20 protein-coding genes, 1 tRNA gene and 1 pseudogene are annotated in these 18,693 nt (G+C 44.3%); 17 read left to right on the forward strand and 5 right to left on the reverse strand.

Annotation, left to right across the window (positions count from 1 at the left end; genetic code table 11):
• Window positions 1-71 precede the first annotated feature (71 nt).
• From JHD44_RS00215 to JHD44_RS00240, 6 genes are read left to right on the forward strand one after another with little or no spacing between them, the layout of a single operon-like run.
• Window positions 72-1,610, forward strand: a complete 1,539-nt coding sequence (locus tag JHD44_RS00215) for an ABC transporter substrate-binding protein (protein ID WP_199459914.1) — start codon at window positions 72-74, stop codon at window positions 1,608-1,610.
• A complete protein-coding gene (locus JHD44_RS00220) occupies window positions 1,603-2,583 on the forward strand; it encodes an ABC transporter permease (RefSeq protein ID WP_199459916.1) in 981 nt (326 codons plus the stop codon). The genes JHD44_RS00215 and JHD44_RS00220 overlap by 8 nt, the downstream gene beginning before the upstream one ends.
• Window positions 2,580-3,518 (forward strand): ABC transporter permease, encoded by a 939-nt coding sequence (locus JHD44_RS00225; protein WP_199459919.1) that lies wholly within the window; start codon window positions 2,580-2,582, stop codon window positions 3,516-3,518. The genes JHD44_RS00220 and JHD44_RS00225 overlap by 4 nt, the downstream gene beginning before the upstream one ends.
• A gap of 2 nt (window positions 3,519-3,520) precedes the next feature.
• On the forward strand, window positions 3,521-4,525 hold the full coding sequence (locus JHD44_RS00230; protein WP_199459921.1) for an ABC transporter ATP-binding protein: 1,005 nt from the start codon (window positions 3,521-3,523) through the stop codon (window positions 4,523-4,525).
• Window positions 4,518-5,528 (forward strand): ABC transporter ATP-binding protein, encoded by a 1,011-nt coding sequence (locus JHD44_RS00235; protein WP_199459923.1) that lies wholly within the window; start codon window positions 4,518-4,520, stop codon window positions 5,526-5,528. Before JHD44_RS00230 ends, JHD44_RS00235 begins: the two co-directional genes overlap by 8 nt.
• The gene (locus JHD44_RS00240) at window positions 5,519-6,439 is read left to right on the forward strand and encodes a LysR family transcriptional regulator (protein ID WP_199459925.1); all 921 of its coding nucleotides are present in this window, start codon (window positions 5,519-5,521) and stop codon (window positions 6,437-6,439) included. The genes JHD44_RS00235 and JHD44_RS00240 overlap by 10 nt, the downstream gene beginning before the upstream one ends.
• Here the strand turns inward: JHD44_RS00240 and JHD44_RS00245 are convergent.
• Window positions 6,420-7,646 (reverse strand): TIGR03862 family flavoprotein, encoded by a 1,227-nt coding sequence (locus tag JHD44_RS00245; protein WP_325097018.1) that lies wholly within the window; start codon window positions 7,644-7,646, stop codon window positions 6,420-6,422. The two genes, JHD44_RS00240 and JHD44_RS00245, sit on opposite strands and share 20 nt — an antisense overlap.
• A gap of 270 nt (window positions 7,647-7,916) precedes the next feature.
• Here JHD44_RS00245 and JHD44_RS19175 point away from each other — a divergent pair.
• A pseudogene (locus JHD44_RS19175) lies at window positions 7,917-8,639 on the forward strand (PAS domain-containing protein); the annotation flags it as partial.
• 33 nt (window positions 8,640-8,672) lie between these two features.
• A complete protein-coding gene (locus JHD44_RS19180) occupies window positions 8,673-9,170 on the forward strand; it encodes a methyl-accepting chemotaxis protein (protein WP_233401571.1) in 498 nt (165 codons plus the stop codon).
• Window positions 9,171-9,186: 16 nt separating this feature from the next.
• Here JHD44_RS19180 and JHD44_RS00255 read toward each other — a convergent pair.
• From JHD44_RS00255 to flgA, 4 genes are all read right to left on the reverse strand, one after another.
• Window positions 9,187-9,262, reverse strand: a tRNA-Arg gene (locus JHD44_RS00255).
• Window positions 9,263-9,354: 92 nt separating this feature from the next.
• Window positions 9,355-9,831 (reverse strand): flagella synthesis protein FlgN, encoded by a 477-nt coding sequence (locus JHD44_RS00260; RefSeq protein WP_199459929.1) that lies wholly within the window; start codon window positions 9,829-9,831, stop codon window positions 9,355-9,357.
• 18 nt (window positions 9,832-9,849) lie between these two features.
• Entirely contained in the window at window positions 9,850-10,161 is a 312-nt protein-coding gene (gene flgM, locus JHD44_RS00265) for a flagellar biosynthesis anti-sigma factor FlgM (protein ID WP_199459931.1), read from the reverse strand.
• 108 nt (window positions 10,162-10,269) lie between these two features.
• On the reverse strand, window positions 10,270-10,959 hold the full coding sequence (gene flgA / locus JHD44_RS00270) for a flagellar basal body P-ring formation chaperone FlgA (protein ID WP_199459933.1): 690 nt from the start codon (window positions 10,957-10,959) through the stop codon (window positions 10,270-10,272).
• A gap of 127 nt (window positions 10,960-11,086) precedes the next feature.
• Here flgA and JHD44_RS00275 point away from each other — a divergent pair, with 127 nt between their 5' ends.
• The 9 genes from JHD44_RS00275 (at window position 11,087) to flgH (ending at window position 18,691) form a co-directional block, all read left to right on the forward strand.
• Window positions 11,087-12,019 (forward strand): chemotaxis protein CheV, encoded by a 933-nt coding sequence (locus JHD44_RS00275; RefSeq protein ID WP_199459935.1) that lies wholly within the window; start codon window positions 11,087-11,089, stop codon window positions 12,017-12,019.
• Between the two features lie 43 nt (window positions 12,020-12,062).
• A complete protein-coding gene (locus tag JHD44_RS00280) occupies window positions 12,063-12,896 on the forward strand; it encodes a CheR family methyltransferase (RefSeq protein WP_199459937.1) in 834 nt (277 codons plus the stop codon).
• Between the two features lie 181 nt (window positions 12,897-13,077).
• Complete coding sequence (flgB, locus tag JHD44_RS00285) at window positions 13,078-13,473, forward strand: flagellar basal body rod protein FlgB (protein ID WP_199459939.1); 396 nt, start codon at window positions 13,078-13,080, stop codon at window positions 13,471-13,473.
• A 2-nt stretch (window positions 13,474-13,475) separates the two neighbouring features.
• On the forward strand, window positions 13,476-13,928 hold the full coding sequence (flgC, locus tag JHD44_RS00290; RefSeq protein WP_199459941.1) for a flagellar basal body rod protein FlgC: 453 nt from the start codon (window positions 13,476-13,478) through the stop codon (window positions 13,926-13,928).
• 11 nt (window positions 13,929-13,939) lie between these two features.
• Window positions 13,940-14,641 carry a flagellar hook assembly protein FlgD gene (locus JHD44_RS00295; protein WP_199459943.1) on the forward strand — a complete coding sequence of 234 codons (702 nt, stop codon included), beginning with the start codon at window positions 13,940-13,942 and terminating at the stop codon, window positions 14,639-14,641.
• A gap of 14 nt (window positions 14,642-14,655) precedes the next feature.
• Window positions 14,656-16,338: a flagellar hook-basal body complex protein gene (locus tag JHD44_RS00300; protein WP_199459945.1), complete on the forward strand. Its 1,683-nt coding sequence runs from the start codon at window positions 14,656-14,658 to the stop codon at window positions 16,336-16,338.
• A gap of 126 nt (window positions 16,339-16,464) precedes the next feature.
• The gene (flgF, locus tag JHD44_RS00305; protein WP_199459947.1) at window positions 16,465-17,205 is read left to right on the forward strand and encodes a flagellar basal-body rod protein FlgF; all 741 of its coding nucleotides are present in this window, start codon (window positions 16,465-16,467) and stop codon (window positions 17,203-17,205) included.
• 28 nt (window positions 17,206-17,233) lie between these two features.
• Window positions 17,234-18,019, forward strand: coding sequence for a flagellar basal-body rod protein FlgG (gene flgG / locus JHD44_RS00310; RefSeq protein WP_199459949.1), 786 nt, complete (start codon window positions 17,234-17,236; stop codon window positions 18,017-18,019).
• A 12-nt stretch (window positions 18,020-18,031) separates the two neighbouring features.
• A complete protein-coding gene (gene flgH / locus JHD44_RS00315; RefSeq protein WP_199459951.1) occupies window positions 18,032-18,691 on the forward strand; it encodes a flagellar basal body L-ring protein FlgH in 660 nt (219 codons plus the stop codon).
• Window positions 18,692-18,693: the final 2 nt, after the last annotated feature.

Genomic DNA, 18,693 nt, shown 5'->3' on the forward strand with positions numbered 1-18,693 from the left:
ACCAGTACAACAAGAAGCTAGATCTGCAACCCTCAGTCAGAAAGCAGAATCAGCCCGTATAAGGAACCCAAATGTTAAGATGTCTTCTCATTCTACTTGGAATGGGGTTTAGTGCGTTCTCGTGCTTGGCGGCGGATATCCGTATAGCGGTTGATGCTGATCCAATTTCTCTTGACCCTCATGAACAGCTGTCCGAAGCAGGCATTCAATATTCTCACGCGGTATTTGACCCTTTAGTTCGATGGCGCCAAAACGGTACGCTTGAACCGCGTTTAGCCCAATCTTGGCAAATGCTCGACGCCAACACTATGCGTATTCAGTTACGCAATGACGTGCAATTCCATTCAGGCAACCGGATGACTGCAGACGATGTCTTATTCACAGTGGAACGATTGAAAGGCTCTGTGGATTTCAAAGCACTGTTCAATGTTGTGCAAAATGTGGACAAAATCGACGATTATACCGTCGATATCCACACCACTCATACTTATCCCTTGCTGTTAAACATACTGGCGTATGTGTTTGTGATGGACAAAGGCTTCTACGAAGGTCAGGCTGAGGTCGTAAAATTTGGGCAGACGTTTGCTTCGAGTAACGTATCAGGCTCAGGACCATTTCTAGTGAAAGAGCGTATTGCTGGGCAGCGTCTAGTGCTTCAACGTAATCCACACTATTGGGATCAAACTTCCCCCGGGAATGTTCAGAACATGGAATGGTTGCCGATTCGCTCCGATTCGACGCGTTTAGCGGCGCTGTTAACAGGAGATGTTGATGCCATTTCACCGGTTGCGCCAATCGACATTGCCCGTGTGCAACGCACCCCTGATATTCAGCTGCTGTCAATGACGGGAACGCGCATCGTGATGTTACAGCTCAACCAATCCCGCAGAAAAGAATTGCAACATCCTAAAGTTCGTCAAGCGATGAGTCTTGCCATCAATCAAAGCCTAATCGTAGAGAAAATCCTTAGAGGCTATGGTGAAGCGGCGGGGCAACTCAGTGCAACGGCGTTTGCCGGTCATATCAGTGATTTGATGCCCCAATACGATATTGAACAAGCCAAACAATTGATGGCTGAAGCTGGCTACAAAGAGGGCTTTCGTATCACCATGATGGCGCCGAATAACCGCTACATGAGTGATGAAAAAGTGGCTCAGGCCGCTGCGGCGATGTTAGAAAAAATCAACATTAAAGTAGACCTTAAAACCTTTCCCAAAGCCCAATACTTTCAGTTGTTTGATCAACGGGCGGCGGATGTCATGATGCTGGGATGGCAGTCAGACACCTTTGATTCCAATAATATTTTTGAATTTACGTTGGCGTGTCGTGACCTTAAAACAGGTTTGGGCACTTATAACGCCGGAGAGTTTTGTGACCCTTTGGTTGAGCAAGGTGTTCGCTTAGCTAATCGTGAAATGCAACCTAAACAGCGCGAACGTATTTTGCAAGGGATTGAACATCACACTGCAAAAGAAGCCTTAGTCATTCCGTTGTACTGGCAACCGATTATTTGGGCAACGAAGCGCTCGGTTCAATTAGAAGGCGTGTTAAACTTTTTGAATTTCCCATACTGGGGCGATTTAAAAGTAAGCGAAGGAATCCATGGTTAGCTTTATTGGGCGGAGGCTTTGTCAGGCGCTGTTTGTGCTGCTGATTATCAGTGTGGTCAGTTTTATTATTCAAGATAACCTAGGTGACCCCGTTCGGCAGATGGTAGGCCAATCGGTGTCCTTGCAAGAGCGTGCGGCCTTACAGCAAGAGCTGGGCTTAAATGACCCTTTACTACAGCAATATGGTCGTTTTTTGATGGGAGCACTGCAAGGTGACTTAGGCATGTCCTATTACTATAAGCAGCCTACCTTGGATGTGATTGTAAGCCGCTTGCCTGCAACGCTGGAGTTATCGTTTTGCGCTTTGCTGTTGGTGATCATTTTAGCGACGCCACTTGGTGTTATTGCCGCCATTCACCCCAAGAGCCTGTTATCCCGAGCGGTTCTGTTTATTAGTACTTTGGGGCTATCGATACCGATCTTCATTGTCGCTGTTTTCCTGATGTACTTCTTCGCCATTGAGTGGCGCGTGTTACCAAGCTTTGGTCGCGGGGAAACCACTTCTTTTCTAGGGCTTTGGCAAACAGGGTTGTTTAATCAAGATGGACTGCGACACCTTTTACTGCCAAGTTTTTCTTTAGCATTTGTTTTAACCCCTATTTTTATTCGCTTAATCCGAGCGGAAATGCAAGATGTGCTGCAAAGTGATTTCATCCGCTATGCATGGTCAAAAGGCATTTCAGCACCGCGTATTTACTTTCTACATGCGTTAAAAAACACCATGCTACCAGTCATCACGGTAGGCGGAATTCAGGCGGGAACACTCGTCGCTTATACCATCCTAACCGAGAGTATTTTCCAGTGGCCGGGTATGGGGCTATTGTTTATGGAAGCTGTGACGCGAGTAGATGTGCCATTAATATCCGCTTATTTAATGGTGGTTGGGGTGATTTTTGTAGTGACCAATACCTTAGTCGATGTGGTGTACAGTATGGTCAACCCTAGAGTTAGAATTCCGGGGTACAGCGCATGAGTTTGTTGCATCGTCCCCACGTTTCCCCAGAGCATGTTACCCGTGTACGTCACCTGTTGATGGCCATTCGTGGCGATAAATTAGCACTGTTTGCTCTGCTGATTTTTGTTTTCTACTGCTTAGTCGCTTTGTTGGCGCCTTTGTTGTCGCCTTATGACGTGAACAGCACTGATTTTATGGATCTCGAAAATGCTGAACTTGCACCCTATTGGCAGACGGGGGACAGTCGCTTTTTGCTAGGGACTGATACCCAAGGGCGTGATCTATTGTCAGTGATTCTGTATGGCACGCGCTTGTCTTTGACGATTGGTGTGTGTGCGGTGCTGATTCAAGTGCTGCTTGGGGTCAGTATAGGTCTTTTATCCGGCTATATTGGCGGACGTTTGGATGCGTTCTTGATGCGTGTTGCTGATATACAACTGTCGTTTTCGACCATGATGGTTGCCATTGTTGTGCTGGCGATCTTTCAGACGATGTTTGGTAATGCGGCGTATCAGCAATTGGCGATGTTAATGCTGATTTTAGTGTTAGGCATAGCAGAGTGGCCCATTTTTGCCCGGACTGTACGAGCCTGCGTATTTGCCGAGAAAGAGAAAGAATACGTTGATGCGGCGCGCATTTTGGGGGTAAGTAAGCTCCACATAATGCTGCGCCATATTTTACCTAATACTGTATCGCCTATTTTGGTCATCCTAACCATTCAAATTGCTAATGCCATTGTTGCCGAAGCGGCATTGTCATTCCTAGGGCTAGGGATGCCGCCGTCACAGCCATCACTTGGGGCTTTGATTTCATCGGGCTTTAACTATCTTTTTTCCGGTGCTTGGTGGATCAGTGTGTTCCCGAGTGTCACCTTGATTTTGTTGATCTTTGTGATGAATTTATTAGGCGACTGGTTACGTGATCACTTAAATCCGCAAGAGATCAGAGGCTGAGTATGAGCTTGTTATCGGTCAATGGTTTGAGCGTAAAGTTTCGACAGCGTCATCAGGATTTGGTGGCTTTGCATGATGTCAGTTTTAGCTTAGATCGCGGTGAGAGAATAGCCATTGTGGGCGAGTCAGGAGCAGGTAAATCTGTTTTGGGCTATGCCTTGGTTAATCTATTGATGAAGCCAGGTTTCATTGATGCTGGGTCCGTGCAGTTTGATGGTCGTGAGTTAACCAAGCTAAGCCCTAAGCAATGGCAAGGGATTCGGGGTAAGAAAATCGCGATGATCTTCCAAGACCCTATGGTGACGCTCAATCCAGTTTTGACTATTGGTGCGCAGATGATTGAAGCCATCCGTAGCCATACTCGCATTGCTTATAAAGACGCCCGAAAGCTTGCGATTGAAAAGCTGGCACACGTGCGTATCTCAGCGCCTAGTCAGCGTTTCGATCAGTACCCTCATGAGCTGTCGGGTGGTATGCGACAGCGAGTTATCATTGCCATCGCTTTGTTGTTAAACCCTGAAATCATCATTGCCGATGAGCCCACTACGGCGCTTGATGTGACCATTCAGGCTGAGATATTGCAGTTGCTAAAACAGATCTGTGCTGACAATGGTGTGGCGCTGATTTTGATTACTCATGATTTTGGGGTGGTATCGCGGATTGCTGAACGAACCTTTGTGATGTATGCAGGGCGTATTGTGGAGCAGGGCCCGACGTTAGAGATTATTAATGACCCGCAGCATCCTTACACCCAAGGTTTGTTAAATGCGTTGCCGCAAATGGCGTTACCAGGTCAACGTCTCAACCAAATTAAAGGCAATATGCCGCCTTTGAACGATCAACCAAGCGGATGTGCCTTTCATCCACGTTGCCCCTACGCGGAAGAGCGTTGTCGACAGAATCCACCCGGCTTTGTGTACAGTGGCGTGTCTACCGTAGCCTGTTACGTGGTGGAAGATATGCTGTCTGAATTTTCCCAGCACGATGGAGATGACTCTTATGAGTAAGCCGTTGGTGACGTTCCATCGTTTGGAAAAAGTGTTTCGTACTCGCTCTGAATGGCGTTGGCCGTTGCGCTGGCCGCGTAAGCAAAGTCGCCACCCGAAAGTGTATGCGTTAAATGGAATTGATCTGAGTATCCACCGAGGTGAAACCTTATGTGTGGTAGGGGAAACGGGTTGTGGTAAGTCTACTTTAGCGAGGCTACTAGTTGGGCTTGAGCGACCTGATGAAGGAGCGGTGTACTTTGATGACCAACGCATTGATCAGTTAAGTGATACCCAAAGAATGCCATTTCGTAAGAAAATACAGATGGTGTTTCAAAACCCCTATGCCTCGCTCAACCCTCGAATGACGGTGTATCAGATCTTGCGTGAAGCCATTCGACTGCATCATGCAGGCTGGTCGCGCACGCAAGTGGATCAGTTTATCGAAGAGTTGTTGCTATCTGTTGGATTAACCAAAGATGCAGAGGACCGTTATCCCCATGAGTTTTCTGGCGGGCAGCGTCAGCGAATCTCTCTAGCCCGAGCTTTGTCAGTAGAGCCCGAGTTAATCATTGCGGATGAGCCATTGGCCGCGCTTGATGTATCAGTGCAGGCTCAAGTACTGAACTTAATGATGGATAAGCAAAAGGAGCTTGGCTTAACCTATTTGTTTATTACTCATGATTTGGCTGTGGTGGAGCATTTTGCTACGCGAGTTGCTGTGATGTACTTGGGGCGTGTGTGCGAAGTGGCCGATCGTGCGACATTGTTTGATGCGCCAAAGCATCCTTATACTCAAGCATTACTGTCATCTATCCCGCGTTTGGATAACTTAGATCTGGAACCGATTCATCTTACCGGTGAAGTACCGACGCCTTTAGAAAAGCCAATGGGATGCAGCTTTTGTAACCGTTGTCCTCTCGCTAATCAGCGTTGTTATGAGCAGATTCCAATGCGGGTCACTCAATCCGATGGTAGCCAAGTGGCATGCCATGCAGTGGAGGAGGGGCGCACATGGAAATAAGGTGGTTAGAAGACTTTATAGCTTTAGCGAAGACGCGACACTTTTCTCGTGCTGCGGATGAGCAGAATGTGACGCAGCCAACTTTCAGTCGTCGTATCAAACTGCTGGAAGAAGAAATGAAGGTTACGCTAATCGACCGAAATACATTGCCCTTGTCATTAACGCCAGCGGGCGAGATCTTTTTGCAAAGTGCTGAGCTGATTACACGACAATTGCGGGATACCAAGGCTCGGTGTCTAGAGATCAAAGAGCAGGAGCAATCGCAGATTCGCTTCGTTACGACGCAGTCTTTATTTTTGGGCTATTACCGAGAATTAGTGGCGCCACTGTGTGATCAATTGGACATCAAGATCGATGTGAATATGAAGTCGAGTTCTTGGGCCGGTGCTGACTTTATTAATGCCATGACGGCTAATGAGGCTGACTTGATGTTGTGCTTCTGGCACCCCGCTATCGGCTTCTTAAAAGAGTTGGATGAAGAGAATTTTGAGAGCATTACCATTGGCCGTGAAATACTTGTTCCTTGTGTGGCGGTGGATGAACAACAAAAGCCTATCTATGAATTACCGGGAAGCCGGAAGCAGCCGATTCCTTACATTGCTTACGATGATGTGACCTTTTTAGCGCCAGCCGTGCAACACCATCTACAACGTCAACATGAAGTGCCACAGTTGCAAATCTTAGCCAGTAACATTCATGCGGCAAGCATTAAAGCTATGGTCAAAGAGGGCTTCGGTGTGGGTTGGTTACCGAAGCGTCTAGTGCAGGATTCTTTAGGCTACGGGTCATTAGCCTTGGCGGGGGCAGTAAATTGGAACGTGCCTTTAGAAATCCGTGTTTATCGAGCACGAAGCAATGCTAACCCTAAGTTAAACGATGTTTGGCAATCGCTTAAAGACTCTGCTTTTTAAGCCAATTAACAACGCCGTGCCCTACACGATGGCCTGTGGCAAAACAGGCCGTGAGCAAGTAGCCACCTGTTGGCGCTTCCCAATCTAACATTTCGCCCGCACAGAACACCCCTGGAAGGCGGTTCAACATAAAGAAATCATCAACACTGCTTTCTAAAACGCCGCCAGCGCTAGAAATGACCTCTTCGATGGGCTTCGCTTTATAAAAACACACAGGGATATTGTGTAAGCACTGAGCTAACTTCTCAGGTGTGTCAAACTCATGCTTTGAGTAATGTTCATAAAGTAATGCGATCTTGGCGGCATCAAGCTTTAGCGTGCGCTTAAGGTATTTGGAAAAAGACTCTTTCGCCTTGGTTTTGGTGAGTTTTTGAATCAGCTGATCACGGCTTAGATCTGGGGTTAAGTTGATACGTAAAGTGGCTTTGTCACTGCTATTAATCTCATCTCTAAGATATTTCGAGTAGGCATAAATCAAACTGCCTTCCATGCCATCTGCCGTGACAATGCATTCGCCTTTTCGAGAGACTGTTTCTCCATCAGGAAGAGTAAAACTAAACTCAACGCCTTTTAACGGTGCTCCAGCGCATTGCTGTTTAAGGTGATCACTCCAATTACTGTAGAAACCACAGTTAGTGCTTTCGAGGGGCGCGACGTCTACTTGGTTTTGCTCCAATAATGGAACCCACTTTCCATCAGAGCCTAACTTAGGCCAACTTGCTCCGCCAAGAGCGAGCACGATTGCGTCCGCTTGGACTACAGTGGTTTCACCAAGGTGCTCAAAAGTTACCGCCCGTTCCTCTAACCCCACTAATCGGTGACGCATATGAAAAGTTACTCCGGATTCTTTGAGTCGTTTTAACCAATTGCGTAATAATGGAGCGGCTTTCATTTGTTCGGGAAAAACCCGTCCAGAGGTACCGACGAAGGTTTCAATACCAAGCTCGTGAATCCACTGACGAAGGTTGGTCGGTGTGAATGCTTTTATCGAAGGCTCAAGCCAAGCGGATTTGTCGTAATAGCGTGTGAGAAAGTCATCATAAGGCTCAGCATGGGTGATGTTCATGCCTCCAACGCCCGCTAACAGAAACTTGCGGCACGCACTTGGCTTGGCATCAAACACTTCAACCGAGAGGCCTGCTGATTGAATGACTTCAGCCGCCATCAAACCTGCTGGGCCAGCACCTATCACCATTACTTTCTTCACTTGCTCACCTTCACTTTTTAATTAGGCGGAATGATAGCGAATTGAGCTTAAACTGCTAGTTTTTAAATGCAACGATTCAAGTTAAGGGGTGAACGCTACTGTTGAGTAACGAAGGTTGTACTAAAATTAACAAACGTATTACAACTTATCATTAATATAATGCCGTACTAATTCAGATATAACTGATGAATAATGCAAAGGACTCATTGAGTGGGGGCGTTCATGTTTTCAATTGGTAGCAATAAAAAGCAGCAAGAGTCTTTAAAAGACATGGAAGTGAAATTAGCAAAAGCGAAGAATGAGCTGGATGCTATACAGGCATATACGGCTTTCATACGATTTGACCCAAATGGGAATATATTAAATGCCAATGATAATTTTTTGACGGTTGTTGCTTATTCGCTGGACGAAGTAATAGGAAAGCATCATAGAGTGTTTTGTGACCCAAGTTACGCTAACTCAGCCGAATATCGCTCATTTTGGTCAGACTTGGCAAAAGGCCATGCTTTTAGTGGCGTTTACGAGCGAGTAAATAAAATTGGTAATCGCTTATTTTTAGAAGCCAACTATTTCCCGGTAAAAAATGAACATGGTGAAGTCACTGAAATCATAAAAATCTGTCGTGATGTGACAGTCATGCAGAATAGCTTGAATGATAAAAATGCCATATTAGAGGCACTTGATCGATCTCAAGCCGTTATAAGTTTTGAGCCTGATGGCACTATCATCGATGCTAACCAAAACTTCCTGAATGTTGTAGGGTACAGCCAAGCAGAGGTGGTGGGAAAGCATCATAGAATGTTCTGTGATGAAGAGTTTTATCGTGAGAACCCCAATTTTTGGAATCAACTTGCTCGGGGCGAGTTATCGAGCGGGCGTTTTAAGCGTATAGATCGTGATGGGAATGTTCTTTGGTTACAAGCATCTTATAACCCTATTTTTGATGAAAAAGGCAATGTTCACAAAGTCATAAAGTTTGCTTCAGATATTACTAAGCGAGTTAGTTTAGCTATGGATGCGGTTGAAATGGCCGCGGCAACATCAGAGCAAACCAGTCAAATCACCACAAATGCATCCAAAGTGTTAAGCGAAGCGGTGGATACTTCCCAGAAAATAGCGGAGCAAGTGACTGAAGCCACTCAGGTGGGAGAGCAGTTGATGGAGCAGTTTAAAAATATTGCAGCCATCGTTGTGACGATTCGCTCAATTGCAGATCAAACGAATTTGTTGGCTTTAAATGCGGCCATTGAAGCCGCTAGGGCGGGAGATGCTGGTCGAGGTTTTTCTGTGGTTGCGGATGAGGTTCGACAACTGGCAAGTAGCACATCAGATGCTACCGCTGAAATATCTAAAGTAGTGGAATTCAATCATGAGCTTATTAAGCAAATTGACTCTGTACTTAACTCAGTCTCTGGTATTGCTATGCATGGTCAAGAAAGCATTAACAATGTCTCGAATGGACTAGAAGAAGTGACTCAAGGGGTTGAGCAGTTCGTACAAATGGTAGAAGCAATGAGGCCATAGCTAAATACTGGAAGAGTGGCGTCTCCACCAGGACTCGAACCTGGAATAGCCGCTTAGGAGGCGGCAGGTATATCCCGTTTACCTATGGAGACACGCCATATGAATTATATCAGCGATATGATATCAGGCAAGCCAAAGTTCTATAGCTAGCTGTTCTACAAAGGAATTTATTGAAAGAGGTAGCTTAAGCACGACCAATAGTATGTTTGCTACTAACGGGTCTTGTGTTGCCGTTTGACGTGTAGACTTTATTTTTTCGATTATGCCCTTGTAGCATTTCAAGCATAGTTTTATTACGTTTTTGTAGTGTAGATAAAATACGGGCGTTAGTCTGATTGTCTTGCTTGCATTTGTTAAGCAGCCGTTCGCACTCTTCAACCAAGCTTTTTACATCTTCCATATTGTCTTGCTGTGATAGCCAAGCAAAAAACTGTTTGTCGGAAGGTTTTTTGGGATTTAACACCCCAAACTTAATTAACATACTTTGTCGTTTTGAGTTGGCTGTATCAATTGCGTCGAGTAAGGCTTTTTTCTCGGAAGCAAGTTGCAGAATGTCATCAGGTTTGGCTGTAGCTAAAGCGCTTCTTTCACGCAAAAGAACCTCGGACAGCTGTACGAGGTTCTCTTTGATCTGAATAAACAGTGGGGCAAGCGGGATCATTTTTCGACTCTATATGAGTTATGCGAACAACTCATCCATCGAAAGCATGCTGTTGGCAAGCTTTTCAGTATCGATTTTGTATTCGCCTGCGGCGATTGCCTGCTTAATCTGCTCAACTTTGTCCATGTCAACTTCAGATTCAGTATCCGAGCTTTTGACCTGTAGTGATTGAGCAACACTGCTTAACTGAACTGTGTCATCAGAAAGGCTGTCTTTGCTGCTTACACCATTAGTTTGGGCTGTGCTGCCAGCTTCTTCTTTTTGAACTCTATCGTTCTTATTTGTAGAGAGGGTTGGTTGAGTACCAACACCTGAAATATTAATAGCCATGTTGCTTGCCTCCAGAATTAGTCCGCTAATTCAGTTATCGGTCTTACTCGTTCAAACTTTAGGAAAAAGTTAAACTATTTTTTAACTGAAGATAGCAAGTCTTTAATACTAGTAGTTTACTAAAACCTCTGAGTCACTTACAACTTTTCCGTACACTATTCGACCAGAACTTACATTTTGAACCCTAATTTGCTGTCCTTTGACACCATCTTCTAGTGCAGTTCCATTCATTTTGACCGATATAATGTTACTTTGGGCTGTGATGAGCACATTGCTGCCTTTTTTTACCAGGTCTGGTTGCTCTGTTAATTGATCTGTGACGAAGGTATTTATACGAATATTACGAGCAGCTAACAGCCCATAAGGTGGGTTCGATGTGGTATACAAATGACCTCGTATCGCATTCAGGTTGACTTCACCAATTGCGGTGTTTTGTTGGTTAATTGAGCTGCCCCTTTGGATGGGCGCAATAGCTTTAATACCCTCAATAAAGATTTCCTGTGTGACCGGAACATAGGATTTCCAGATTGGGGACTCACAACTTATTGAGTAAGATGTCCTACTAGTAGCTTCTGGTCGTTGATTTTCTATACTAATAGGATGCTCACATTCAGGTAGATAGCTCAACGCCACTTTATTTTGAATACTGATCTCAATTCGGGCGTTCGGATAGACGGTTTGTAATCTTTTGTATTCAACTTGTTGAATGAATTGTTCTATTTGGGTTTCTATTTGTGACGCACTACTCCAACTTGAGAGAAAAAAGAGTAAAATGGTCATATGCTTGACGTTACCCATCGTAAATCTCCAAGGATATCGACTAGGGTTAGTAAAAATAACAAAATCACTCTATCATTTGATGAGTGATTTTCATAACAATAGGGTTTCTCCCTGTATAACAGAGCGCATATTTTAGGAGGCTTTTATGGCCGGAGTTCTCGAGAGCGTAAACCAGCGTACCCAACTCGTCGGAGAAAACCGTCTTGAATTATTGCTTTTCCGCTTAAACGGCAAGCAGATTTATGGCATCAACGTTTTTAAAGTAAAGGAAGTGTTGCAGTGCCCCAAACTGACTAGTATGCCCCATAGCAGTCCTGTTGTACGTGGTGTTGCACACATTCGCGGTGGTACCATTCCCATTTTAGACTTGGGGTTGGCAACAGGCGCAAGTCCAATTGAAAACATACAAAATTGCTTTGTAATCATCACTGAATATAACCGTCGAATTCAAGGCTTCTTAGTACGCGGTGTTGAGCGTATTGTGAATATGAATTGGAGTGACATTCAGCCACCACCAAAAGGTTTGTCTAATGACAACTACCTTACTGCTGTGTGTCAGGTAGATAAAGAGATGGTAGAGATTATTGATGTGGAGCAGATACTGTCTGAAGTGGCTCCGACTCGTCAAAATATCTCTTCTGGTATTGTAACTGATGATATCCAGGAGAATGCAAAGCAACATCATATTTTGATTGTTGATGATTCTTCTGTTGCTCGTAAGCAAATTAAACGATGCATGGAAGATGTTGGCTTTGCTACAACCGTCTTGTGCGATGGTAAAGAAGCCCTGACTTATCTTCAGAACTTGGTGGCAGATGGCGTGGACGTTACGGATCACTTCTCAATGATCATTTCGGATATCGAGATGCCTGAGATGGATGGTTATACCTTGACCACTGCTATTCGTAATGACAGTCGTTTACAGGATTTATTTATTCTATTGCACACCTCTCTAAGTGGCGTGTTTAACGAGGCAATGGTTAAGAAAGTAGGTGCTGATGGTTTCTTAGCTAAATTCCAGCCTGATGAATTAGCGCGTATTGCAATTGAGACTGTTGCAGCAACGGCGGAAGCTTAATTAATCTTGCTGTGTAAAGTTGAGGTCGCACTAAGGAGTGTCCATGCTAAGTAGTTCTGGTTCTATATCACCTCAAGGATATGATCGCTTTCGTAAATATCTTGAAAAAGAGAGTGGCATAGCTTTAAGTGATAATAAGCAGTACTTGGTAGCGAGTCGTTTAGGGAAATTATTAGAGCGTGAAAATTGCTCTAAGCTTGAAGATCTAGTGAACCTGTTAGAGCGAGGTGGAAGAACGTCAAAACTGCGGGAAGAAGTGATTAATGCCATGACCACAAATGAAACGTTGTGGTTTAGGGACAGTCACCCTTTTAAAATTCTCAAAGAGATGATTCTCCCGCAAATGGATAAGCGTCCCATACGCATTTGGTCAGCAGCTTCTTCCACTGGCCAAGAACCATACTCTATCAGTATGATTCTAGAAGAGTTTAAACAATCAAAGCCTGGCTCGTTAAAAGCAGGGGAAAGAATTGTTGCGACGGATATTTGTACTAATATTCTGCAGCATGCAAAGCAAGCTGAGTACGATAGTTTGGCAATTGCTCGAGGGCTAAGTCCAGACAATCAAAATCGATACTTTGATAAGCTGAGTACTACAGTATGGAAGGTAAAGCCCAATATTGCCTCTCGAGTTGAATTTAGGCATTTAAACCTAATCGATTCGTTTACAACACTTGGCAAATTTGACGTCATCTTTTGTAGAAATGTTCTGATTTATTTTACTGCAGAGACTAAATTAGACATTTTGAAGAGAATGCACGCAGCGCTTAATCCTGGTGGTTATTTATTTCTAGGTGGCTCTGAAGCCTTAAGTGGGCTTTCCTCTCTGTTTGATATCGTTCAATGTCATCCAGGTATTGTTTATAAAGCTAAATAATACACTTTTTCAGGCTTTCTATAAAAACGGCAACTTCAAAAAGTTGCCGTTTTTTTTGTTGCCGCCTATTGCCGCCTTTCGCTTTCATTATTTATAAGTTATTGAAAAATATGAGTTATTTATTTGGCACTAAGTTTGCTTAGTAGAAGCTATAGTTAGAGTTCAATTGCTTTGGAGTGTTATGGCGATTTCATTTAAAGACGCATTTGCAGGTCATGATCAGATGTTACTGTTTCGCACAGAAAGAGCATCTGTATTAGCAAATAATATCGCCAATGCAGACACTCCAAATTACAAAGCTCGCGATATTTCATTCGAGGACATGTTGTCATCTGAAAGAGAGCGTATGACACTGTCAGGTTCGGATGATCAGCATATTCATGCAGAAAGCAGTTTGGCAACATCTGATGAGTTACTCTACAGAAATACTAGTCAACCTTCATTGGATGGCAATACCGTCGACATGCAGCGAGAGCAAGCTGAGTACGCACAAAACTCCTTGCAGTTTGACACCAGTTTTATGTTTCTAGATAGAAAAATTAGCGGCATGAAAAAAGCACTGACCGGAGGGCAATAATAATGTCATTAAGTAATATTTTCGCTATTTCTGGCTCTGCAATGAGTGCTCAGACTGTTCGCCTCAACACGGTGGCGAGTAATATTGCGAACGCTGACAGTGTCGCCAGTTCTGCTGACCAAACTTACCGTGCGCGCAAGCCTGTGTTTGAGCAAATGATGACTGATGCAATGCGTGAACGTGGCTGGAATGCTTCAGATGATTTAGCTGACGGTGTGTCTGGTATGGGAGTGCAGGTGGCAGGGATTGTTGAGTCTGATGCGCCGCTTCAGCCTCGTTACGAGCCAAATAGTCCGATGGCAAATGAAGAAGGCTATGTTTTCTATCCGAATGTGAATCCAGTAGAAGAAATGGCGGACATGATGTCGGCTTCACGTTCGTTCCAAACCAACGTTGAAATTATGAATTCTGCTAAAACCATGATGCAGAAAATGTTGACCTTAGGTCAGTCCTAAGGGGGTGAATGATGTCTGATATTTCTACCACTTCTGCACTATCAAGTCTGATATCCCAGTACGGTACAGATGAGGCTAAGGCAAGTTCTGGTATTACTACCACTACTAGTACTGAAAGCTCTGATGGTTTAGCGGATCAAGATGTCTTTTTGCAGCTTTATATTGAGCAGTTAAAGAATCAAGATCCTACAGAGCCTCAAGATACCGGTGATATGGTCTCACAAATGGCTCAATTCAGTTCGTTAGAGCGTTTGACAGCAATGGCAACAGAGATGTCTTCGATGACTGAGGCTCTGATGTCTAACCAAGCGTTAACGGCCTCAACTCTCGTTGGCAAGTCGGTTTATGTTGATGGGGAGTCGGCGACTGTGACGGATGGTAGCTCAGTATCCATCAAAACGTCATTTCCAGATGATGCCCAAACAACGACTTTAAACATCTTAGATTCCAGTGGTGAGGTCGTTAAGTCGGTCACGCTTACGGATGAAAGTTATACATGGGATGGTACGGATGATGACGGTAATGTTGTTGAAAATGGTGAATATACATTTAGTGTGACTTCACGCAATGCAGATGGTGAAGTAACAGAGTTAAGTACTCAGGTTCCAGCTAGAATTAATAGTGTCACTATTAATGGTTCAGATGGAACAACTTTGAATGTTCAAGGTTACGGCAGTTTAGCACTTAGTGACGAGATTGAAATCGTCAGTTAGCGGAGGAAATTAAAATGGGTTTTAATACAGCACTTTCAGGTATAAAAGCGTCCGCTGACTATCTCAGCACTACGGGTAATAATATTGCAAACTCTGACACAACGGGTTTTAAGAAGTCTCGAGTTGAGTTTGGAGACCTTTACAGTAGTAGTGTTATTGGAGCTGGTAGTAACAACACTATCGGTAGCGGCGTGAGCGTCAATAACATTGCTCAAGAGTTCTCAGCAGGTAACATTTCGTACACAGATAACAACTTGGACTTAGCTGTAGATGGAAGTGGTTTCTTTGTTCTGGATGTTGGTGGTACTCAAGCATATACGCGTGCTGGTGACTTTAAGCTGGATGAAGAGGGTTATTTAGTCACCAATGATGGTGCTTATGTTCAAGGTTATAATGCAGTAAATGGCGTGATTGGCGGTAGTCTTGAAGACTTAGTTGTGCCAACAGAGCGTATTGCCCCTGAAGCAAGTACAGAAGTTACTATTGAGACGAACTTGGATTCGCGAGCAGATGATGTGCCTCCCTATATCGCATCTTCTTTTGATCCAAGTGATCCTGACACATACACATTTACTCAGACGCAAAACGTTGCTGACAGTGGTGGTGTTCAGCATGCAGTAACGTACTACTACGCAAAATCAGAGACGGCTAATACGTATCAAGTCTATGTCACTGTTGATGGTGAGCAGACTGATTCCACTGGCGCTGATTGGATGGCTGAAACCTATGTCACGTTTGATGATGCTGATGGTAGTATTTCAGGTACAGCATTTTCACCAATTTATAGTGGTACGACTGAACCTGTGAGTGGTGATATTGTGGCGCCAGGTTCTTCTGCTGGCTTTAGTATCGCAGGGACATTTGCCAGCGGTGCAACTGTTGCTGATACGTTGGCTTCAACTGGGTTTACAACGCCTGATAACTTTGCTCGTCAATCGTTTGATCCAACTGACCCTGAGACTTACACCTATGGTAATACCAACACTGTTTATGATTCCTTGGGTGAGACTCATACTATTGGTTATTATTTCATCAAGCAAGGCGAAGACAATGTATGGGAAATGAAGGTTACTGTCGATGGGGAGTCTACCTATACTGACCCAACGACAGGTACGGAAGTGCCATATTTAACTGAGGACACAGTTGTTCAGTTTGATAACCAAGGTAACATCACGGGTACTTACATTGGTTATTCTCCTTATGCTGTGTCGAGTCCAACCCAGCTAAGTATCACTGGTTGGGACCCAACTGATGCGTTTGCAGAATTGGAGATTGACCTTGGAAGTTCTACCCAATACGCATTATCTAGTTCCGATACATTTAGCCAAGATGGTTATGCGGCTGGTGAGCTGCAAGGCGTGAGTTTTGATGAAGACGGTTTCTTGACCGCGACTTATACCAATCAGCAAACTGCGGTGCTTGGACAGATAGCATTGGCCAACTTTGATAACGTGGATGGACTGACGCCTGCTGGCGATACGGCTTGGGTGGCAAGCTCTGACTCAGGGGCGGCAAATGTCGGCAAGCCTAATACAGGTACCTTTGGTAGCATTCAAGGTGGGGCCTTAGAAGAGTCTAACGTGGATATTACCGAAGAGCTTGTGGCTCTGATTGAGGCGCAGCGTAATTATCAAGCTAACTCTAAGACTTTAGAGACCGAAAACACTGTAACACAGACGATAATCAACCTTGGTTAACGTTAGTTGGTAAAGATAAAAGCCCAGCGCATGCTGGGCTTTTTTTTGCCTTGAGTTTGAAGCTTTTGAAGTTGGCACACTATTTGTTAATGATAGTTAGAAATGAGTTTTTAAGTAGAGGTCAAAATGGATAGAGCGCTGTATTTAGCAATGAGTGGTGGCACTCAAGTTATGAATGCTCAAGCCATTCATGCAAACAACTTGGCAAATGTTTCGACGACAGGTTTTAGAGCTGATTTTGAACAAGCTCGCTCAATGCAGGTGAATGGTGATTACTATCCATCCCGTGTCTATGCCATGACTGAAAATCCAGGCACAAATTTTGAAATGGGGCCTCTACAGCAAACTGGCCGTTCAATGGATGTTGCGGTACAAGAGAATGGTTTTATTACAGCTTTGGATGCAAGCGGGCAGGAAGTCTACACAAGAGCTGGTGATTTACAGTTGACGGTCTCTGGGCAATTGGTAACGGGTACAGGGTTGCCTGTTGTTGGTATGACTGGGCCGATATTTTTACCACCTCTGGATGATTTGAGTATCAGTGAAGATGGTACGATTTCAATTATCCCGCAAGGCGGTGATGGTACCCAAATTACTGCATTAAATAGGATTAAACTGGTTTCGGCGGAACCGGAGTCTCTTACTAAAGGTGAGGATGGCTTGATTCGCACTAAAGACGGCCAAATGCTCCTTGCAGATAATAATGTTCAAGTTATGTCCGGTTTCCTTGAGAGTAGCAATGTGAATGCCGTCGAAGAGATGACGAATATTATGGAGTTGTCTCGACGCTTTGAAATGAATATCAAGGTTATGAACACTGTGCGTGAAAATGAAAACGCATCAGCACGAATTCTAGAAAGTAACTAATCGAATCAGTAGAGATTAGGAGAAGATTATGCATTCAGCACTATGGGTTGCTAAAACAGGTTTGTCAGCAATGGATCGACAGCTTTCGGTCATTTCTAACAACTTGGCAAACGTTTCAACCACTGCCTTTAAGAAAGATAGGGCAGTATTTGAAAACTTAATGTACAAAACATTGAGAGCTCCGGGTGGTTTGTCTGCTCAGAATACAGAGTTGCCTTCTGGTCTTCAGTTAGGGGCGGGTGTTCGTGTGACGGGGACTCAAAAAAACTTTGAGGAAGGCGATTATAATGTCACGGATAGACAGCTTGATGTGGCCATCCAAGGTGGTGGATTTTTTCAAGTTATACAGCCAGATGGCACGACGGCTTATACTCGTGATGGCCAGTTTCAGCTTAACAGTAATGGCGATTTGGTGGACTCAAGTGGTTTGCTCATTGAGCCAGGCATCACTATTGATTCCGATGTTGTTGAAATCACAATTGGCGAAGACGGTGTTGTATCTGTTTTAAGAGCAGGTGAGACCGATACTGAAGAAGTTGGAGCGTTGACGATTGCCAACTTTATTAACCCAACGGGTCTAAACTTCCTGGGCAGTAATTTGTATCAGGAGACAACGGCCAGTGGCGCGCCCATTGTTGGGGTGCCAGGGCAAGATGGCTTGGGAACTTTGAGTCAAGGGATGTTAGAGTCTTCAAATGTTAACTCCATCGAAGAATTGGTTAATATGATTACCACTCAGCGTGCGTATGAGATGAACTCAAAAGTGATCTCGGCTGCGGATGGTATGTTGAGCTTCGTCAATCAGCAATTATAAAGAGCTTTTCTTATGCGTTTTTTGCTTGCTTGTGTTCCATTGATATTGGTTGGGTGTGCGGCGGTTGAGCCGGCCCCTGTTTCTGATGACCCATATTATGCACCTGTGATTCAACCATCGGTTCAGTACTCTCAAAATAGTAGCGGTGGGATTTATCAAGCAGGCATGGGGGATGTGTTCTTTGGTGATAAGAAAGCTCGTCAAATTGGTGATATTTTGACAGTAAATTTATCTGAGAGTACGAGTTCTACAAAATCTAATGCTGCTTCTGTGTCTAAGTCCTCTTCGGCTACGATTGAGAATCCTACGATTTTGGGTATTCCGGTTGGTTTAGATACCAGTTTGCCTGGTATGAATAGTGACTTCTCTGGCAATGCAAATGCCAACCAAAGTAATAGCTTGACGGGCAGTATTACGGTGACAGTTTATGAGGTGTATCCAAATGGCTTGCTAGCAGTTCGAGGTGAGAAATGGATTACATTAAACCGTGGTCAGGAGTATATTCGTTTGTCAGGATTGGTGCGTGAAGCAGACATAAGCTCAGATAATACAGTTGAGTCAACACGACTTGCTGATGCAAGAATAGCGTATTCAGGCACTGGAGAGCTGGCTTCAGGTAGCGAACAAGGCTGGCTGACTCGAGCACTAAACACCAGCTGGTGGCCATTTTAATT

The sequence above is a fragment of the Marinomonas ostreistagni genome (assembly GCF_016461785.1).
GTDB classification, from domain to species: Bacteria; Pseudomonadota; Gammaproteobacteria; order Pseudomonadales; family Marinomonadaceae; genus Marinomonas; species Marinomonas ostreistagni_A.